The following is a 19,045-nucleotide window of genomic DNA, read 5'->3' as shown; positions in this document are numbered from 1 at the left end:
TCACTGATGCCGGGGTAAAGATACCGAACCCACTCTTGACAGGCTTCACGGCCCGTTCGTTAAATCTGCGTTTAACGAAACGTCGCCGCCGACCAGAAGGCCGCCGTGAACCCTGATCCCCCTCAGACACTCGCCCCCACCACCACGTCCCCGCCGCCCTCCAAGGGCCTGCGGAGCGGGTCCGTCGGACTCCTCGCCTCCGTGGCGCTCGGCCTCTCCTCGGTCGCCCCCGCCTACAGCATCGCCGTGACCCTCGGCTTCGTGACGGTGGCCGTCGGCCACCTCGCGCCCGCCGCGCTGCTCCTCGGATTCGTACCGATCCTCCTGACGGCGTTCGCCTTCCGCGAGCTCAACAAGGAGATGCCGGACTGCGGGACCACCTTCGTGTGGACGACGCGCGCCTTCGGCCCCTCGTCCGGCTGGCTCCTGGGCGGCTGGGTCACCCAGTTCGCCACGGTCACGGCCATGGCCGCGCTCTCCCAGGTGGGCGCCGGATACCTCCTCGATCTCCTCGGCCTTGACTCACTGGCCTCCGACGAGACCGCGCTCGCCGTCACCGCGGCGCTGCTCATCGGTGCCATCACCGTCATCGCGTACCGCGGGCTCCAGCTCGCCGCGGTCGTCCAGTACGTCCTGCTCGCGCTCCAACTCGTCGCCCTCTTCGGCTTCGGCGCCGCCGCGCTCGCCCGGCACGGGGCGCTCACGCCCTCGCTCGCCTGGTTCGACCCGTTCGGGTTCGACAGCTTCGGCGCGTTCGCCAAGGCGGTCCTGCTCTGCCTCTACATCTACTGGGGCTGGGACGCGCTGCTCACCGTCAACGAAGAGACGCGCGACAGCGAGCGCACCCCCGGCAGGGCCGCGCTCATCTCGACGCTCGTCCTCCTGGTCACCTATCTGTTCACGGCGGTCGCCGCGATCAGCTTCGCGGGGACGGGCACCTCGGGCCTGGGACTCGGCAACGCCGGCAACGCAGCCGACGTCCTGTCCGCGCTCGGACCGCCCGTCCTCGGCACGGCACTCGCGAAGGGCGTCCAGCTCGCCGTGTGTGTGTCCGCGATCTCCGCGCTGCTCACCTGCGTCGTCGGCAGCTCGCGGGCCACCCTGTCGATGAGCGTCCACGGCGCGCTGCCCCGGGCGTTCGCCCGTATCCACCCGCGCCACCGCACACCGTCGTTCGGCACCGTCTTCATGGGCGCGGCGGCCGCGGTTCTCCTCGCGGCCCTGACCTGGCTCTCGCCCGCCTTCCTCGGCGACGCGATCCTGTCCATCGGCCTGCTCATCGCGCTCTACTACGGCGTCACGGGCCTGGCCTGCGCCTGGCTGTTCCGCGGGCAGCTGCGCCGGTCCCGGCGCGACGCGCTCCTCAAGGGAGTGCTGCCGCTCGCCGGCGGACTGATGATGCTCGCCGCGTTCGTCCGCAGCGCGGTCGACATGACCGACCCCTCGTACGGCTCCACCTCACTGTTCGGCGTCGGCGGCGTACTCCTGCTGGGCATCGGCTCCGTCCTGCTCGGCCTGGTCGTGATGCTCGCGCTGCGCCACCGCTTCCGCCCGTTCTTCCGCGACGGCCGCAACGCCGTCACCGCACTGACCGTCACCGAGGACTGATCCATGCGTACGCTCAGCATCGCCGCCGTACAGACCGCGCCCGTCCCCTTCGATCCCGAGGCCACGTGGGCGCTGTTCGCCGACCGGGTCCGCGCCACCCGCGCCATGCTTCCGCACGTCCAGCTCGTCGTGGTTCCCGAGCTGATGCTGTCCGCGGAAGGGCCGCTGTTCGACGCTCGCGAGGACTGGATGGACAAGGCGGCCGTCACCGTCCCCGGGCCGCTCACCGACCGGATCGGCGACCTCGCCCGCGAGACGGGCCTGTGGCTCATACCCGGCAGCGTCTACGAGCGCGCCGCCGACGGCACCGTCTACAACACCGCCCTCGCGGTCTCCCCACAGGGCGAGATCGTCGCGCGCTACCGCAAGGTCTTCCCCTGGCAGCCCTACGAAACGACGGCGCCCGGCAGCGAGTTCGTCGTCTTCGACATGCCCGGCATCGGCAGGATCGGTCTCGCGATCTGTTACGACGGCTCGTTCCCCGAGACCGCGCGCCAGCTCGCCTGGCTGGGCGCGGAAGTGATCGTCCAGCCCACGCTCACCACCACCAGGGACCGCGACATGGAGATCGTCTGCGCCCGCGCCAACGCCTGGACGAACCAGGTGTACGTGGTGAACGTCAACGCCTCGGACCCCGCCGCCGTCGGCACCAGCGTCATCGTCGACCCCGAGGGCACCGTCCGCCAGCAGGCGGGCCCCGGCCAGGAACTCCTGGCGGACGTCCTCGACCTGGACGCCGTCACCCGCGTCCGCGAGTTCGGCTCCTCGGGCCTCAACCGGCCCTGGGCCCAGCTGGAGAGTTACGGCTCCAGCGTGCGACTGCCGATGTACGGCGGCACGTTCCAGCCGCGACCCGAGCGGGGCTGAGCTCCTGATCCCGGGCCCGCCCTTCAGCCACCGGCAGGGCGGGCCCGGACCTCAGGAGTGGAGGGCGAGGTACGGAGCCAGCGCCAGAAGTGTGCCTACGAGGGCGTACTTGAGACGGCGTGCGGGCACGGCGTGGGCGATCCTCCAGCCCACGACCACACCGATCAGCTCCGGCACTCCGACCAGCGCGGCGAGCCCCCAGTCGACGGAACCGTGCAGCACGTACCCGACCGTGCCGATCGCCGCGATCACCACGGACTGCGCCTGCGCCGCGGCCAGGGCGGACAGCACCGGGAGCCCGCAGACGACCAGGAGGGGCACGCTCAGCATCGGACCGCCGAGGCCGAAGAGCCCGGCCACGACGGCAACTCCGAAGCCCACCAAGGCGATCAGCATGCGCGGCACACGCACCGGCTCGCTCCCCGCGGCCGGCGTACGGCGCTCGCGCACCCACACCAGGACACCCGTCACCGTGACGGCGCACGCGAGCAGCATTCCGAAACCCCGGGCCGGGACCAGGGTGTTGAGCAGGACTCCGAGGGGTGTGCCGACGAGTGCGGCCACGGCGAGGACCGTCGCCGTGCGCCGCGTGACCGCCTCCCGCAGCTGTCCCGAGCGGGTGTACGCGGCCGTGCCGAGCGCGCCGGTCGCCACATGGGTGGCGATGGCGGTGCCCGCGACGCCGGCCGGGGAGAGCCCCGTCAGCAGGAACATCCCGATCGTGGGCAGCACACCGCCGGGCCCCACCGCGGTGATCCCGATGCCTCCCGCGAGCCCGAACAGGGCGAGGAGCAACAGAGTGATGACGTCGAGGTGCATGGGCATGGGGGTGCCTCCGGAAGAGGGCGGTGCGTGCGAGGGGGCTTTCGGTCAGGTGCGGGGCGGTACGGGGCCCCGGTGGACCAAGGCCTGCAGGGCGAACCGGTCGGCACGCACCCGTAGGGTCTCCGCGTCCACGGGGCGGCCGTCGGCGAGACACGTCAGGCGGTCGATCGCGAACAGGGCCGCACCCGCGGGGATTTCGAGGAGCCGCGCGGTGTCCGGTTCGGCGGTGACGGCGTGCACGGTGACCTCCGCGCTGCCGAGGCGGTGTCCCGTCGTCTCCTCGATGAGGTCGAAGACGTCCCGGTGGGCCAGATCGCGGTCGAGCAGGGCCCGGCCGATGTCCGGGGCGAGCCAGGTCGAGTCGACGGAGAGGGGGCGGCCGTCGAGGCTCCGCAGGCGCTCCAGGTACACGGCGTCGGACCCGTCGGGCAGCCGGAGCCGTTCAGTGACCGCTTTCGGTGCGTGCGGCACGATCCGGGCCACACGCACCTCGTTGGTCACGGTGCCGTGGTCGACGAGTGTCTCCGCGAGGCCGGTGAGGCGTTCGAGGCCGTGCCCGTACTTCGCCGTCACGATCCGGGTGCCGATGCCGCGCCTGCGGATGATCAGCCCCTCGTCGCTCAGCAGCGCGAGGGCCTCCCTGATGACGTTGCGGGTGGCGCCGAGCGCGTGGCCGAGCTCGCGTTCGTCGGGCAGCGTCCCGTGCGGGTGGACGCCGGAGGTGATCTGCTGGCGAAGCGTGTCGGCGACCCGCCGCGCCCGCTCGGCCCGCGGTTGGGTGCCGCCGGAGTGCGGGGCCCGGCCCGGGTGCGGGGGTTGACCGTCATGTGTGGGGTGGTTCGCCACCGTTCGTCACCTGCTTTCCGGACCCGAAGCTACCCCACCGCACACACCTGCCGCGTTACGCCGACGTTACGCCACCCATCGTGACCTGCGGAAACCGCTGAGCTGCGGTTTCGCGGCCGGCTTTCCGGGTTTCGCCGGGCAGATCACGCGCCTCTCAGTGCCGGAACGCGCCCGCATGCTCCGCGGCCCACTGCGTGAAGGTGCGGGCCGGGCGGCCGAGGACGCGCGGGACCTCGTCGGTGACCGGCGCGGGGCGGCCGACCGAGCGGGCCAGATAGGTCATGAGCGAGTCGACCGCCGCTTCGTCCATCCAGGCGTGGCGGGACAACATGGCCTGTTTCGCCGCCTCGGGGCCGATCTCCTCGAAGCGCAGGGGGCGTTCGAGCGCCCGCCCGAGGATCTCGACCTGCTCGGCCAAGGTCAGCCCTTCCGGCCCGGTCATCGACAGGGCCTGACCCACAAGGTCGTCGCCGAGCAGGGCGTGTACGGCCACGTCGGCGACGTCGGCCTCATGGATGGGTGACGTACCGGCTCCGGCGTACGGGCCCCGGACGACATCTCCGACCGCCAACTGCGCCGCCCACTGGTAGGAGTTGGAGGCGAACGCGCCCGGGCGCAGGTGCGTCCACTCCGGAACGGCCGCCTCTACGGCCCGTTCCAGGTCGAGGTGGATGGCCGCGTTGCTGCAGCTCTCCGGCTCCGCCTCCGTCTCCGTCTCTGTCTCCGTCTCCGTCTCCGTCTCCGTCTCCGCGGAGTTCTCGTCGTCCGCCACGACCAGGGCGGAAACGGTGACGACGCGCCGGACCCCGGCCGCCTTCGCCGCGTCGAGGAAGGGGGCCGGGCCCTGCGACAGCGCCGCCAGGTTGAGCAAGACCGCTTCCACGTCCTGGAAGTCGGGCGCGGCGCTGTCGCACACCTCGACCCCGTCGGGGAATCGAGCGGTGTCGGGCGTACGCGTCAGGGCACGCACCTCGGCGCCGCGCGCGGCCAGCGCGCTGACGACTGGGCGGCCGATGTTTCCGGTGGCTGCGGTGACCAGGATCATGGTGGGGGCCTCTCTGTCCGGTGTCGCTGCGATCGGTGGGACGCGAATCGTGTGGTGGCAACTGCCGTGCACCAAGAGGTAGTTCATCAGCGGGAGGCACGAAGACAGTCGGTTCTTCGCCAGGCGTACGGTCCGCGTGTCCTTGGCGCGCTCCCCCGCCCACGCCCGCAGCCCCACCGGCCGCTACTCTGCCCGGATGCGCGATGGGGGAAGCGGCGGCAGCGCCGTGAGCGAGAACGACGACAAGAACGATGACGAGCACGGCGACGCGACACCCGCGCGCGGGGCCGGTGTCACTGCGGTGCGGCGCCTGGCCGGCCGGTTGCGTGCTCACCGGCTGTTGTCGTCGGCGGTGGCGGTCGCCGTCGTAGCAGCGGTCGCGGTGCCGCTGGTCCTCACCGGGTCCGGTGCCGACGCCGAACCCTGCACCTCGGTGTCCGACACGACGCGCGCCCTCGCGGGCGATCCCGTCGCAGCCACGAAGGCGCTGGACCCGGGTGACAGCATGGACCGTATCGGTGGCGCCAAGAAGCTTCTCGCGCACGACGGGTTCTGCGGGGACGGGGCCCGCGTCCTCGGCCGGGTCATCGACGCGGGCACCCGCGCGTCCGGGCCCGGAAAGCCGCACACCATGGCACAGGCCCGCAGCGCCTACGCCGTGGCCGCGGCCCTCAGCGACCGCGAGATCCCGGCGGCCCTCGCACCCCCGGTGGCACGGATGCTCGCCGAGTACGAGGTGGACGCCCTCCGCGACGACGACTTCGGAGGGCTCTCGTCGGACGACGTGACCGGACCCGCCGCGCCCCCGGCAGAAGCCGCCCTGGACAGCCACGGCTGGGTCCGGCTGGGCCGTTTCCTCTCCCCCGGCGAGGCGCACGCCACCTTCGAGTACGGGGACCGGTACGCGGACGTGAGTGCCGACGTCCCCGGTCTGGTCACCGAACTCGCCAAGAACCCGGAGGCGTTCGCCATCCTCTACGACGCGCACCGCGCCCAGTTCGCGCACTATCTGGAGCGGCTGACCCGCCAGGGTGGCGACCCCTCCTACCGCCCCGGCGACTCGTACACGACCCCCACGACCTGGACCGACAACGACCTCCAGGACCTGGCCGACCACATCGGCACCCTCATGGCCCTGCGGTCCGGCTACGCGAAGGACGGCACGATCAAGGACGTCGCGGCGTTCGACACGTCGGTGCGCAAGCACAGTCGCGGCATCTTCCGGCCCGCGTCGCACCGGCTCACGACCCGCCCGCCGATGGGTGACATCGCCGACCGGCCCACGTCGGGACCTCTGCGCGGCGATGTGATGGACGGCCGGCGCCAGATGTTCACGGTGCTCGACCGCTGGGCGAAGGAGCGCGGCGTCCCTTCCGAACGCGCCACGGCCATGCGGCAGTCGATGGACGACTACTACGTACGGGCCCTGTGGATCACCTACGTCGAGCGTTTCTGACCGACAGCGCCGCGTCGCTGTGGCTCAGGAGTACCGAGGCCGCGTCGCCGTCACTCAGAAGAGCCTCAGTCCGGAGCAGCCGCGCCGCCGCACCTGGTCTTCGGCGAACTCCCTGAGCAGGTGCCGCCGGTCCGCCTTGTCGATACCGGGCGTGTCCTTGGTCGCGTCGAGCGCGAAGTTGGCCGCCTCTCCGTCGCAGCGGGCCGTGGCGGTCAGGGGCCGGCGTTCACCGTTGTCGTCCGATGCCGTGAGGCGGTTGCTCCAGTCCCCGTACCAGGCGCCGAACGTCATACCGGCCCGGTACGCGCCGTCGCCCCCATCGGTGCGGAGCCTGCAACTGCTCGTGGGCGCCGCGTCGTTCGCCTCCGCGACGAGACTCCACCCCTCGCTCTTCGCCAGACCCGCTCCGGCCACCCAGTCGCACCCGGTGCCCTCCGCCTTCGCCGGGGACACGGCCCGCCGCCATCGCTCCTCGGTGTCGAACCCGGTGGTCCGGTGCGGCGTCTTGAGAGGCCTGGCACCGCAACCGAGCTTTTTCGAGGCCGAGTTGGCGAGGGCCAGTGCCGTGCGGTAAACGGCTCCGGAGGCACTCTTGTCCACGTTCCTGGACATCCCGACGCGGACCAGCATCTTCCGTGGCCTGCCCTCGATGTCCTTGCCCAGCGCGGGGCACGGCGTCACGATGCGGATGACTCCGTAGCCGTCGACGATCCCGGGCAGCCCGCCCGACAGCACCATCTGCTGCTCGAAGCCGCCCTCGTTGAAGACCCGCTTGAACTCCCGGTCCTGGTCGTCGCGGCCGGTGTACGCCGCCACGCCGATCATCGCCACGTCCTCGGTGTGGTCCCCGTCGTACGCGAGGCTGCACCCGTAGAAGCCGAGTTCCGGAACGCCGTGCGACTCCCCCTTCGTGAACTGAGCGTCGTCAGGCGTGAGTTGTGCGACGGAGTCGCGGGGCAGGGCCCCGTCGCAGGCGCGTCCGACGAGCCACCAGTCCTGCGCGTACGGCTCGGCGATGTAGCCACCCAGGCCGAGGACTGCCGCGGCCGCCACCGCCACCTTGATCCAGCGCCGCATCGTCCCTGCCCCCGTCACCACCGAAAACGTGCGGCCCCCGTGGCGTCACACGTACGGCCGGACCCTACCCGGCCCGGCCGTTCGCCCCGCGCCCGGCCCGGGCCCCCTCTCCCGCTCAGGCCGTCAGCGTGCGCACGGGGCTCCCCGCGAGGAACGCCTCGATGTCCTCGACCGCGCCCTCGAAATAGCCCTCGTAGTTGCGGCGGGTGACATAGCCGAGGTGCGGCAGGCCGAGGAAGTTCGGGGCGGTGCGCAGTGGGTGGTCGGCCGGGAGCGGTTCCGTATCGAAGACGTCGGCGCCCGCGCCCGCGATCCAGCCGTCGTGCAAGGCACGTACGAGGGCGTCCTGGTCGACGATCGCGGCGCGCGAGGTGTTGACCAGGTAGGCGGTGGAGCGCATGCGCTTGATCTCGTCCGCGCCGATCAGGCCGCGTGTGCGGTCGCTGAGCACGAGGTGGACGGAGACGAAGTCGCTGCTCTCCAGGAGCTCCTCCTTGGAGGACGCGAGGGTGACACCGGCCGCCGCGGCGCGCTCTTCGGTGAGGTTCTCGCTCCACGCGGCCACCTCCATGCCGAAGGCCTGGCCGACGCGGGCGACCTTGGTGCCGATCTTCCCGAGCCCGAGGAGGCCGAGGCGGCGTCCGTGCAGGTCGGCGCCGAGGGTGCTCTGCCAGGGGCCCGCGTCGCGCAGGGCGTTGCTCTCGCGCACCACGTTCCGCGCGAGGCCGAGGATGATCGCCCACGTCAGTTCCACGGGCGGCTCGGAGTTGCTGGCGGTGCCGCACACCGTGACGCCGTGCCGGGCCGCTGCGGCCAGGTCGATGGAGGCGTTGCGCATCCCCGAGGTGATGAGGAGACGCAGCTGCGGGAGGCGGGCGAAGAGGGTGTCCGTGAAGGGGGTGCGCTCCCTCATCGCGACCACGATCTCGCAGCCGCCGGCCGCCGCGACCACGGCGTCCTCGGTCGGCAAGTAGCGCTGCAGGGAACGGACTTCGACGTCCGTCCCGACTCTGGTCCAGTCCGCCATGGACAAGGCCACGCCTTGGTAGTCGTCGAGCACGGCGCAGCGCAGTCTGGTCAACGCAACTCCCCTGAAAGGTCCGGTTCCGGAAACACTAACGGCTCCCCCGGCGAGACCATCAACCTGCGGCTGGTCATGTAGAGATCGGGCGGCACCGTGAAGTCGGTTGCCATCCAGGGAACACCTGATCCGTCCCGCGCTGTGGGGCGGTGATCAAATAAGGCATGGCGTCACGCGACACGAACGTGCTCATCCCCGTCCTGATCACCGCCTTGCTGTCCTCGCTCGTCGCCGGGTGCTCCTCCGGCGCCGGAAAGGGCGCAGGCGGCGGGGCCGACTGGAGTCCGCCGCCCCGGCACGCGGGCTTCGACTACCAGATCGGTGGCGCCTATCCGCCCGCGAAGGACGTCGGCGTCGTGAGCCGGGACCGGGCGACGCGGCCCGCTCCCGGCCTGTACAACATCTGCTACGTCAACGCTTTCCAGGCGCAGCCCGACGAACGGGACGCCTGGCCGGACGACTTGCTGCTGCGCGACCAGAACGGTCAGGTCGTCGTCGACCGGGACTGGGACGAGCCTCTCCTCGACATCGGCACGGCGAAGAAACGCGAGCGGGTGGCGGCCCGCGTCGGCCCCTGGATCGACGGCTGCGCCGACCATGGCTTCGACGCGGTCGAGCCGGACAACTACGACAGTTACACGCGCTCGAAGGGCCTGCTGAGCGCGCGGGACGCGAAGGCGTTCATGGCGTTGCTGGTGAAGCGCGGGCACCGGGCCGGGCTGGCCGTCGGCCAGAAGAACACCGCCGAACTGGCCTCTGCAAGCCGTCAGTTGGGCGCCGACTTCGCCGTCGCCGAGGAGTGCGGCGCCTACGACGAGTGCGGTGTGTACGCGGAGGCCTTCGACGACCGGGTCGTGGTGATCGAGTACACCGACGCCGGCCTGCGCAAGGCCTGCCGCGCGTTCGGAAGGCGATTGGACATCGTCCGCAGGGACCACGACGTGACGACTCCTGGGAGCAACGGCTATGTGCGGCGCACCTGTTGAGGGATGTGCGGGTACGCGTCGGGCAGGATGCCCAGGGCCGGCGACGCGGAGTCCCACAGGGCGACCGCTGCGGCGTGTGTGCCGCGCAGCGGTCCGAGGTCGAGGGAGCGCAGGGACCAGCCGGAAGGGTGGAAGGCGTCGTGGCGTGGACGGTCACCCACGTAGTCGGCGTCCAGGGCGCGGCCCAGGCCGACGCCGACGCCCTTGAGGTAGGCCTCCTTGCGTGACCACACCCGGCAGAACGCCACGGCGCGTGCCTCCGCCGGGAGCGCGGCGAGATCGGCGCGCTCCGCCGGGTGCAGCTCCTTCACCCGGTCGTCCACGGTTCCGGGGTCCGGCACCCGCTCCGCGTCCACACCCACCGGGTTTCCCGCCACGCCGATCAGGACGAGCCCCTCGCAGTGCGAGAGGGAGAAGTGCAGCGGCGGGTGAGGGCCGGGCAGGGCCGGGCGTCCGTGCGGGCCGCCGCACTGCGGACAGGGCTCGCGGGTGAACCGGACACTCCCCGGCGAGGTCCCGAGACTGGCGCCGAGGAGCCGACGCAGGGAGATGTGTGCGGCCAGGTACAGGTCGCGGTCCGAGCTCCGCACGAAGGCGGCCGCCCGGGCGCGCTCGTCCGCGTCGAGAGCGGAGTCGTCCAGTGCGGGCTGCGGTTCTCCGCGCCCCGGGGTCCTGAGCAGCCACAGGGACGGGCGGCCGTCCCAGGGACCCGGAGCCGCGGGATCGGGGGCGAGATCCGGCCCAGGAGTGACGTCCGGGGCCCGGGTCACGCGGATCCCGCCGTCGTCACGCCACCCACCGGCCCCGACGGCCCGCCCGGCTCACTCCGCGGCGCCCGCGCCGGTACGGCATTCCGGGTGGCCCCAGCCCTTCGGGTTCTTGGCGATGGTCTCGCCGGCCGCGTAGGACCGGCCACAGACGCAGCGGCCGGGGAACTTGGCGTTGAGCGTGCGGGTCGAGGCCGTCTTCGATCGGGCCGAGGCCGACTTGGGCTTCCGCTTCGACGGGCCGGCGGCCGTGTCGGGTGACGCCGGGGGTTCCGGGGACCCGTAGTCGGTGCCCGCCGGTTCCTGCACGACGGCGGCCTGGCTCGCCGCCCGGTCGGCGAAGTCGTTCAGCCGGTCGCCGTCGACCTGGTGCGCGGGGACGTACCGGAACTCGACGGCGCGCCCTTCGAGCAGCGCGTCGATGCGTGTGACGAGCTCCTGGTTGGCGACCGGCTTGCCCGCCGCGGTCTTCCACCCGTTGCGCTTCCAGCCGGGCAGCCACGTCGTGACCGCCTTCATCGCGTACTGGGAGTCCATCCGGACCTCGAGCCGCTCGCCCGGGTCCGTGGCGGCGAGGAGGCGCTCCAGAGCGGTGAGCTCCGCGACGTTGTTCGTCGCCGTGCCCAGCGCGCCCGCCTCCCAGCGGACCGGGGTCTCCCGACCGTCGGCGATGACCCAGGCCCAGCCTGCGGGCCCTGGATTTCCTTTCGACGCCCCGTCACACGCGGCGATTACGCGATCTGCCATGACACCGATCATGCCAGTGCCGGTGAGCGCCGAACGCCACACCCCGTCGCCCGCCCCCGACACGTGCGCGGACGCGACCGCACCGGCCGTCAGGCCCGCTCCACCAGCCGTTCGGCAGCGGAACGCGCGGTGGCGAGTACCGCGGACCGTTCGGCGCCGCGCTGACCGATCACGATGCGGGTGCTCAACCCGTCGAGCAGGGCGAGGAGTTGGGAGGCTCGCTCGGCGGTGTCGAGCGGTGCGAACCGTCCCTGCCTGACCCCCCTGTCCAGAAGGGTCTCCAGGTCCTCCTGCCAGCCACGGTCCAGCTCGTCCTGGGCCTCGCGCAGCGCCTCGTCGGTGGAGGTGCGGGCCCACAGCTCGATCCACAGCGTCCAGCGCGGGTCGCGCGGGCCGCGCGGCAGGTACAGCTCGACGAACTGGTCGAGCTTGCGCTCGGCGGTGACGCGCCGGGACAGGAGCGCCCGGCGCTGGTCGGCCAGGCCGCTCTCGCTCCAGCGCAGGGCTTCGAGGAGGAGGCGGTCCTTGCTGCCGAAGTAGTACAGGATGTGGCCGCCGCTGGTGCCCAGACGCTTGCCGAGCGCCGACATCGTGAGCGACGCCAGGCCGTCCTCGGCGATCGCCGTCATCGCCTCTTCGAGCATCCGCTCCTGGGCGACCTGCCCGTCGCGCCGTCGCGCCGTAGCCGCCACAGCCGCGCCTCCCTGATCCGTGGTCCCGACGCCATGACCCTATCCGGCGATTTCCGGGTGGGGTCTTGACGTAGGCGACGAGGAGGCGCATCTTGAATGCCGTTCAAGAAGTTAGAACGATATTCAAGGACGGCGGGATGACACAGCAGCACACCGCGGACCCCGGACCCGTGGAGGCCGGACCGGCGGTCGCCGCCACCGGTGACGAGGTCTTCCAGGTCGAGACCCACGGCATCGACCCCATCCCCGACGAGGAGCGGCACGGCGGCGCCAAGGACCTCTTCTGGCTCTGGTTCGGCTCGAACCTGACCTTCACGTACGTGATCAACGGCGCGCTCGCCGTGTCCTTCGGGCTCTCGTTCTGGCAGGCGACCGCGGCCGTCGTCATCGGCGGCCTGGCGTTCTTCGCGATCAGCGCCGCCGGCCTGAGCGGAATCCGCACCGGCACCGCGACCCTGGTGATCTCCCGCGCGCCCTTCGGCATCCGCGGGAACTGGCCCGCCGGCCTGCTGAACTGGATCGTCTCGATCGGCTACACGATCGTGAACACGGTGGTCGGCGCGCTCGCCCTCGAGGCGTTCTGCGCGGACCTCGGCTGGCACGGCTCCGCCGCCCGCGCCTTCGCGCTGGCCGTCACGATGGTGCTCACCTTCGCCGTCGCCCTGTGGGGCCACGCCACCGTGCAGTTCGCCGAGCGCTGGATGGCGTACATCCTCGCCGTCGGCTTCGCCGCGCTCCTCGTCTTCCTGATCCCGGGCGCCGACACCGGCGCGTCGACCGGCGGCGTCCCCGGCGCCTCGGGCTGGAGCCTCGCGTTCGTCGTGATGCTGGCGGGCCCGTTCTCGTACGTCCCGATGCCCGCCGACTACACCCGCTACCTGCCGCGCACCACCTCCTTGCGCTCGATCACCTGGAGCGGCGCGCTCGGCGGGCTCGTCTCCTCGGTCGCGCTCGGTGTCGCGGGTGTCGCCGCCGCCACCCAGGCCGACATGTCGGACGCGGTGGCCGGCGCAGAAGGTCTGCTGCCGGGCTGGTTCCAGCCGCTCTTCCTGGCCCTGGTGCTCGGCGGCTCGGTCACGAACTCGATCATCACGCTGTACTCGTCGAGCCTGAACCTCCAGGTCCTCGGCATCCCGTGGAGCCGGTCCAAGGCGATCCTCATCAGCGCGGGCGTCACCGTGGCCGGCTCGCTCTACGCGCTGTTCCTCACGGACTTCACCGACTCGCTGCTGTCGTTCCTGTCCCTGCTGATCATCGTGTTCGCGCCGTGGGGCGGCGTCTTCCTCGCCGACATGGTGATGCGCCGCTGCCGGTACGACGCCCCCTCCCTGCACTCCGGCCGCGACGGCGCGTACTGGTACCGGGGCGGCTACCACCCGGCCGGTGTCGTCGCCCTGCTCTCCGGCATCGTCTTCGCCTCGCTGACCTGCGACTCCGAGCTCTGGACCGGCCCGCTGGTCGCCCCGCTCGGCGGCGCCGACCTGACCCTGCTCGGCTCGGTCGTCTCCGCCCTCGTGTACTGGGCGCTCGCCCGGCGGACCGTCGCCCCCGCCGCATAGCCCTTCACCGAACCACCCGTACCCCCAGAGGAGTTCCCCCTCATGTCCCACTCCCCCGCCCCCGCCGACCTCGTCCTGCGCGGCGCGCGCGTCCACACCGTCGACCCGGAGCTGCCCGAGGCGCAGGCGCTCGCCGTGCGCGACGGCAAGATCGTCTGGCTCGGGGCCGACGCGGACGCCGAGGCCTGGACGGGGCCCGGCACCGAGGTCGTCGACGCCGGCGGGAAGCTGGTCCTGCCCGGCTTCATCGACGCGCACAACCACGTACGGCTCGGCTCCGACGACGCCTGCGTCCAGCTGTCCGGCGCGGACACGCTCGACGAGATCCACGACCGGATCCGCGTGTGGCTGGCGGCGCACCCCGGGGCCGCCTGGATCGAGGCGGAGGCGTTCGACTACTCGGCGATCCCCGGCGGCCGGATGCCCACCGTCGCCGACCTCGACCCGGTGACCGGCGACACCCCCGCGTTCGTCCTCAGCTACGACGTGCACACCGCGTGGCTGAACACGGCCGCGCTGCGCCACCTCGGCATCGAAAAGGACCGTACGAGCCTGCCGTTCGGCGAGGCCGCGACCGACCCCGAGACCGGTGAACCCACCGGATTCATCAAGGACTTCGCCGTCAAGGGCCTGTCACGCGACGGACACCGCGCGCTCCAGCAGCTCGGCGTGCCGTGGGCCTCGGCCGACCGCCAGTACGGGCGCCTCGCCAAGTCGCTCGACGACGCGATCCGCTTCGGCATCACGACCGTCGTCGAACCGCAGAACTCCATCGACGACCTCGCCCTGTTCGAGCGCGCCCGCGCCGAGGGCCGGCTCCGCTCGCGGATCGTCGCCGCGCTCTTCCACCCGCGCGGCACCACCGACGCCGACCTCGACGACTTCGCCGCCGCCGCGGACCGCCACGCCGACGACCGGCTGCGCGTAGGACCGCTGAAGCTCTACATAGACGACGTCGTCGAGCCGCGCACCGCCGCACTCCTGGAGCCGTACACGGGGTGCGGCCACCACCGCGGCGAGACGTTCTACCCGCCGGAGGAGTTCGCGGACCTCCTCGCCAAGCTCGACGCGCGCGGCTTCCAGTGCTTCGTCCACGCGACCGGCGACCGCGGCATCCGCACGGTCCTCGACGCGGTCGAGCACGCCCGCACGGTCAACGGCGAGCGGGACGCCCGCCACCAGGTCGTCCACGTCGAATGCCTCGACCCGGCCGACACCGCGCGCTTCGCCGCGCTCGGCGTGGTCGCCTGCATGCAGCCGAGGCACTGCGCGCCCGAGGTCGCCGGCCCTGGCAAGGACTGGGCCGAGAACGTCGGCGCCGACCGCTGGCACAAGGCCTGGCCCATGCGCAGCCTCCACGAGTCGGGCGCGGTCCTCGCCTTCTCCAGCGACTGGAACGTGGCCGAGATGGACCCCATGGTCGGCATCTACACGGCCGTGACCCGGCGCCCGCTGGCCGGCGGCGAGCCCTGGATGCCCGGCGAGACCGTGGACGTGGAGACCGCGGTGTACGGGTACACCATGGGCTCCGCGTACGCCAACTTCCTTGAGCACGAGCGGGGTTCACTGAGCGTGGGCAAGGCAGCGGACTTCGTGGTCCTGTCCCGCGACATTCTGCGCGCCGCACTCGAGGACATCCCGGGCACCGTGGCCGAAACCGTAGTCGTCGCCGGCAAGATCGAGCACCAAGCCTGAGAACCCGCACGACAACCCGCGCACAAAACAGCCCATTAGGAGGGATAAAGTAGCGCGTCAACCCTCGTCCATCCGTGACGCCCCAGGAGAACCTACGTGACCTCAGCGATCACTCCGACCGAAGCGACCGAATCCGCCGCAACGGAGGTCACCTCCGAGGAGGCTGTCCCGGCGCAGGCCGGGCCCGCCGAGGAAAACATCTGGGTACCGGCCGTAACCCCGGACGGCACCCCGGACGAGGTGACGGACGCGACGTCGGAGGACACTTCGGAGGACACGTCGGAGGTCTCCGAGCCGATCGCCGAGGACGCACGAGCCTTCGGCGTCTACGCCCGGACCGGCGGATGGGCGTTCGCCCTCATGGTGGCGCGCAGTGTGCGTCCCGGCGGGCAGGCCGTGGGTGAGACGCCCAAGATCTCGGCCCGCCGGTTCAGCGAGCTGGCGGGCTGCTCGGCCGAGCGCGTCATGCGCTACTACAAGGCCTGGGACAAGGCCGCCGACGACGGACTCGTGCCGCACTTCGAGGCGCTCGCCCCGGGCCAGGACGTCGAACTCCCGGACTCCGACGTCTGGTTGTCGTACTACGCGTCGCGCTCCATCGCCGTGTCACCGCGCGGTCACGCGATCTCGGCGGCCGCCGAGGCCGAGGGCATCCGCCCGACCAAGGCCCTGGAGGTCGCCGAGAACCCGACCGCGCTGCGCGCCGCGATCCTCGCCGACCCCGGCACCGCCGAGGCGGCCAGGAAGGCCCTGATGGACCGCCTGGAGGAGGACCCCGCCCTGCGCACGGAACTGGTCAGGGACATCGTCCGGGCAGACGACCTGAAGAAGGCCGTCGCCGCCGAGGCGAAGGCCGGCGACCGGGTCGAGTACGTGCGTCAGATCGCCGAGAACGGCCAGATCAAGACACCGGCCGGCCAGAAGATCGAAGCGCCGCGCGAACTGCGCGAGGAGGCCGAGCGCCACCTCTCGCTGATCGACGAGCTGGACGACGGCGAGGAGGCGGGCGAGTGGGCGCGTGAGGCGTACGACACCGTCCGCGAGCTCGTCACCAAGACCGTCGAGAGCGACCCCGACCTCCGGGTGAAGGAGCGCAGGGCGAAGTTCTACAACAGCCTGCAGAAGGCGACGAAGGTCTTCGAGGAGCTGACCCTCGACGACGCCGAGGACGACGTCTACGAGGACGACATGCTCAAGCGCCTCGAAGACCTCCAGCAGGCCATCGCCTCCTGCATCTCGGCGATCCAGGCGAAGGTCCACTGACCTGCTCCTCGGGCTGAAGCGGAGGATTCTGACCGTCCCACGGGTTGCTGTGCCGCTATGCGGCACGGCTTCCTGCCGGGATTCCGTGGCTTCCTGCATTCTTCGCGTAGGGCCAGAACGGGTTCTGGCCCTACCTTCGGTTCGGCCCATCGCGCCCTCCAATGATCGTCGGACGCGTGGGACGGAGGCCGGGCGGGAGGCGAGCCATGATGCTCCGCATCGGCAGTCCAGAGGACCTTCCATCCCTGCTCCGCAGGGATGGAAGCCGTGACTCCCCGCGTCGCGATCGCCAGGTTCGCTTCACCAGCGGGCTGAAGCCCGATGCACTGCGAATAAATCCCGGTAGCACGTAAGCACGCAGCGGGACGCCGAGCGAGGCGCCGCGGAACGGCATACGCGATCCCCCACCGGACGATCAGCCGTCTACGAGAGGTGGGCCGGGAGCCCGACCGTGCGGACAGCCGCGTACGAGACGGGAGGGGACGTGGGGGCATGTGCGCGCGGAGCCATCAGCACCACGTACAGGCAATCAACCAGCTGACGTGCACCCGTAGAACAGCGAGCACGTGCATGCCCCCGCGGCCCCGCACCCAAAGACGAACAGCAGCGGCCCGCGCCCGAAAACACATTGCCGCCCCCGCCCGCATGAACTAGGGTCTCGCCCCGTGACTGCCGGGTCGGCCTTGGGCCATCAACGAGTAGGGCACCCGGCCTCCGAGTGAGGCCGGGGCGGGCGCGAGGCCCGCCGATCTTCTTTTGCTTCCGCGATCCAGATTTCTCGTAAGTCCCGGAGACGAAAGAAGAGAATGCCCAACGATTTCAATCAGCACGTCATCGATGAGTTCCGAGCCAACCGTGGCCGGCTCTCAGGCCCCTTCGAAGGCGGCCGGATCCTCCTCCTCACCACCACGGGAGCCCGCTCGGGCGCCGCACACACCACCCCCGTCGGCTTCCTCCCGGACGGCGGCGAGCGCGTCCTGGTGATCGCCTCGGCCGGTGGAGCGCCCAGCCACCCGGACTGGTTCCACAATCTGACGGCCATCCCCCGCGTCACCGTCGAGGACGGCGTGTTCACCTACGCGGCGGAGGCCGAGGTCCTGGCGGGCGCGGAGCGCGACGCCGCGTTCGCCCGGGCCGTAGAGCGCGATCCGGGCTGGGCCGAGTACCAGGCGAAGACGTCCCGCGTCATCCCCGTGGTCGCCCTGCGCGCGATCGAGAGCGGCCCGCCGAACGTGACGGGAGCGACGTCTTGGGGTGACGGACTCAAGGCCGTCCACGACGGGATCCGGCGTGAACTGGGCCTGATCCGCAAGGAGATCGCGGAGTCGGGCCCCGGCCTCGGCGCCCAGCTCCGCATCAACTGCCTCACGCTCTGCAAGGGACTGCACAACCATCACGCCGGAGAGGACGCCGCCCTGTTCCCGTTCATCGGTTCGCGCCACCCCGAACTCGGCGCGGTCCTGGAGCTGATGCGCGAGGAGCACGAGCGGATCGCCGCGCTCCTGGCACAACTTCAGGAGACGGTCTCCACGGACGGCGCCGACCCCGGTCTGGTGCTCCCCGAGGTGGAGCGGCTCACGGACGAACTGGAGAGGCACCTGCTCCACGAGGAGGAGCAGCTCATCCCGCTCCTGGACGCGGCAGCGATGTAGGGCGTCCGGCCCACATCCCGTGACGTCAAGTCCCTCTGCCGCAGGACCGATCACGACAAGGCATCCGGCCGCAACCCGCTCACGACAACGCCTCCTGTCGCAACGCCACTCCCGACAAGGCCCCTGCACGAAGACCGGTCAGGCCACCTCGGTGACCCTCGCCGTGAAGGCGTCCAGGTTGCTCATGGCCCGGGCGATCCGCTCGTCGAGCGAGAGGGACTCCTCGTAACGGCCGGCCCTCAGTTTGGGCTGCCGCTTGCCGCGCAGATAGAGCGAGCAGGCGAGGTCGGCGCAGAGGTAGATGCCGACGGTGTTGCCCTCCCGCCCGCGCGCTCCGGCCAGGGGCGCCGCGAGGAGGGCGACACCGGAGGAGGCGTGCCCGGTCAGGCACACCTGGCAGATGCTGGACTTCACGGCGCTGGTCCGGCCCACGGAGGGGACCCGCAGGGTGATGCCGAGGGGTCCGTCGGGGCCGGGCCGCACGAGGTGGGCCCGCAGGGGCGCTCCCGGGTCGATCCAGCCGAGGAAGTCCAGGTCCTCCCAGGGGAGCTCGGCGAAGTCGAGGGGGAGCTTCATCCGGGCGGCCTCACCCTTCGTGCAGTTCACGAAGGACGCCCGGATCTGTTTCTCGTTCAGTGGTTCCACGTGCGGCGACGATACCCACCGCCGCTCGCACAAGCATCCGCATTTCCTCCTGGCCGCAGTCGCCACCCATCCGGACGACGGGGCGCGAACAAGCCGCGCCACGCCCGAGGACACCCCACCCGGACCGGCCGTACGGCACATGCCGCACCCGCCTCGCCGGTCCGACCGGACGCCCCGACCAGACAGAACACACCCTTGACCGGAGCGGAACAACTGGGTTCGGCCAGATGTCCC

Annotated in this window: 17 protein-coding genes; 8 read left to right on the top strand and 9 right to left on the bottom strand. The window is 71.5% G+C overall.

The features are described 5' to 3' along the window. The first annotated feature begins 105 nt into the window (after nt 1-105). Nucleotides 106-1,608: an APC family permease gene (locus LGI35_RS39370; protein ID WP_227299210.1), complete on the top strand. Its 1,503-nt coding sequence runs from the start codon at nt 106-108 to the stop codon at nt 1,606-1,608. 3 nt (nt 1,609-1,611) lie between these two features. Beyond that, nucleotides 1,612-2,475 (top strand): carbon-nitrogen hydrolase family protein, encoded by an 864-nt coding sequence (locus tag LGI35_RS39365; RefSeq protein ID WP_227299209.1) that lies wholly within the window; start codon nt 1,612-1,614, stop codon nt 2,473-2,475. A 51-nt stretch (nt 2,476-2,526) separates the two neighbouring features. On the opposite strand, the gene LGI35_RS39360 is transcribed toward LGI35_RS39365, so the two are convergent. The 3 genes from LGI35_RS39360 to LGI35_RS39350 all read right to left on the bottom strand — a co-directional run bounded on the left by LGI35_RS39360 (nt 2,527) and on the right by LGI35_RS39350 (nt 5,191). After that, entirely contained in the window at nt 2,527-3,300 is a 774-nt protein-coding gene (locus tag LGI35_RS39360; RefSeq protein WP_227299208.1) for a sulfite exporter TauE/SafE family protein, read from the bottom strand. A 45-nt stretch (nt 3,301-3,345) separates the two neighbouring features. Beyond that, nucleotides 3,346-4,146, bottom strand: a complete 801-nt coding sequence (locus tag LGI35_RS39355; RefSeq protein WP_227299207.1) for a GntR family transcriptional regulator — start codon at nt 4,144-4,146, stop codon at nt 3,346-3,348. Between the two features lie 154 nt (nt 4,147-4,300). After that, nucleotides 4,301-5,191: an SDR family oxidoreductase gene (locus LGI35_RS39350; RefSeq protein WP_227299206.1), complete on the bottom strand. Its 891-nt coding sequence runs from the start codon at nt 5,189-5,191 to the stop codon at nt 4,301-4,303. 196 nt (nt 5,192-5,387) lie between these two features. Here LGI35_RS39350 and LGI35_RS39345 point away from each other — a divergent pair, with 196 nt between their 5' ends. Next, nucleotides 5,388-6,647, top strand: a complete 1,260-nt coding sequence (locus LGI35_RS39345; RefSeq protein ID WP_227299205.1) for a hypothetical protein — start codon at nt 5,388-5,390, stop codon at nt 6,645-6,647. Between the two features lie 54 nt (nt 6,648-6,701). Here the strand turns inward: LGI35_RS39345 and LGI35_RS39340 are convergent, their stop codons facing one another. Both LGI35_RS39340 and LGI35_RS39335 read right to left on the bottom strand, forming a co-directional pair. Next, nucleotides 6,702-7,742, bottom strand: a complete 1,041-nt coding sequence (locus tag LGI35_RS39340; RefSeq protein WP_227299204.1) for a hypothetical protein — start codon at nt 7,740-7,742, stop codon at nt 6,702-6,704. Nucleotides 7,743-7,839: 97 nt separating this feature from the next. After that, nucleotides 7,840-8,751, bottom strand: coding sequence for a D-2-hydroxyacid dehydrogenase family protein (locus LGI35_RS39335; RefSeq protein ID WP_227300710.1), 912 nt, complete (start codon nt 8,749-8,751; stop codon nt 7,840-7,842). A gap of 218 nt (nt 8,752-8,969) precedes the next feature. Between LGI35_RS39335 and LGI35_RS39330 the strand changes: the two genes are divergently transcribed. Then, entirely contained in the window at nt 8,970-9,791 is an 822-nt protein-coding gene (locus LGI35_RS39330; RefSeq protein WP_227299203.1) for an endo alpha-1,4 polygalactosaminidase, read from the top strand. On the opposite strand, the gene LGI35_RS39325 is transcribed toward LGI35_RS39330, so the two are convergent. From LGI35_RS39325 to LGI35_RS39315, 3 genes are all read right to left on the bottom strand, one after another. Next, complete coding sequence (locus LGI35_RS39325; protein ID WP_227299202.1) at nt 9,770-10,561, bottom strand: 4'-phosphopantetheinyl transferase family protein; 792 nt, start codon at nt 10,559-10,561, stop codon at nt 9,770-9,772. The two genes, LGI35_RS39330 and LGI35_RS39325, sit on opposite strands and share 22 nt — an antisense overlap. Nucleotides 10,562-10,612: 51 nt before the next feature. Further along, nucleotides 10,613-11,317 (bottom strand): ribonuclease H family protein, encoded by a 705-nt coding sequence (locus tag LGI35_RS39320; RefSeq protein WP_227299201.1) that lies wholly within the window; start codon nt 11,315-11,317, stop codon nt 10,613-10,615. 77 nt (nt 11,318-11,394) lie between these two features. Continuing rightward, nucleotides 11,395-11,997 (bottom strand): TetR/AcrR family transcriptional regulator, encoded by a 603-nt coding sequence (locus LGI35_RS39315; protein WP_227299200.1) that lies wholly within the window; start codon nt 11,995-11,997, stop codon nt 11,395-11,397. A 137-nt stretch (nt 11,998-12,134) separates the two neighbouring features. On the opposite strand from LGI35_RS39315, the gene LGI35_RS39310 reads away from it, so the two are divergent. The 4 genes from LGI35_RS39310 (at nt 12,135) to LGI35_RS39295 (ending at nt 18,166) form a co-directional block, all read left to right on the top strand. After that, a complete protein-coding gene (locus LGI35_RS39310) occupies nt 12,135-13,556 on the top strand; it encodes a purine-cytosine permease family protein (RefSeq protein WP_227299199.1) in 1,422 nt (473 codons plus the stop codon). Between the two features lie 42 nt (nt 13,557-13,598). After that, complete coding sequence (locus LGI35_RS39305) at nt 13,599-15,251, top strand: amidohydrolase (protein WP_227299198.1); 1,653 nt, start codon at nt 13,599-13,601, stop codon at nt 15,249-15,251. A gap of 240 nt (nt 15,252-15,491) precedes the next feature. Continuing rightward, complete coding sequence (locus LGI35_RS39300; RefSeq protein ID WP_376226814.1) at nt 15,492-16,514, top strand: hypothetical protein; 1,023 nt, start codon at nt 15,492-15,494, stop codon at nt 16,512-16,514. 806 nt (nt 16,515-17,320) lie between these two features. Further along, nucleotides 17,321-18,166 (top strand): nitroreductase/quinone reductase family protein, encoded by an 846-nt coding sequence (locus LGI35_RS39295; RefSeq protein ID WP_227299196.1) that lies wholly within the window; start codon nt 17,321-17,323, stop codon nt 18,164-18,166. Nucleotides 18,167-18,304: 138 nt separating this feature from the next. Here the strand turns inward: LGI35_RS39295 and LGI35_RS39290 are convergent, their stop codons facing one another. Further along, on the bottom strand, nt 18,305-18,811 hold the full coding sequence (locus LGI35_RS39290; protein WP_227299195.1) for an FBP domain-containing protein: 507 nt from the start codon (nt 18,809-18,811) through the stop codon (nt 18,305-18,307). Nucleotides 18,812-19,045: the final 234 nt, after the last annotated feature.

Origin of the sequence: Streptomyces longhuiensis, assembly GCF_020616555.1 — a bacterium.
In the GTDB taxonomy this organism is placed as follows: domain Bacteria; phylum Actinomycetota; class Actinomycetes; order Streptomycetales; family Streptomycetaceae; genus Streptomyces; species Streptomyces longhuiensis.
The sequence above is the reverse complement of the archived record's forward strand: the minus strand, read 5'-3'. Positions and strand labels throughout refer to the sequence as shown.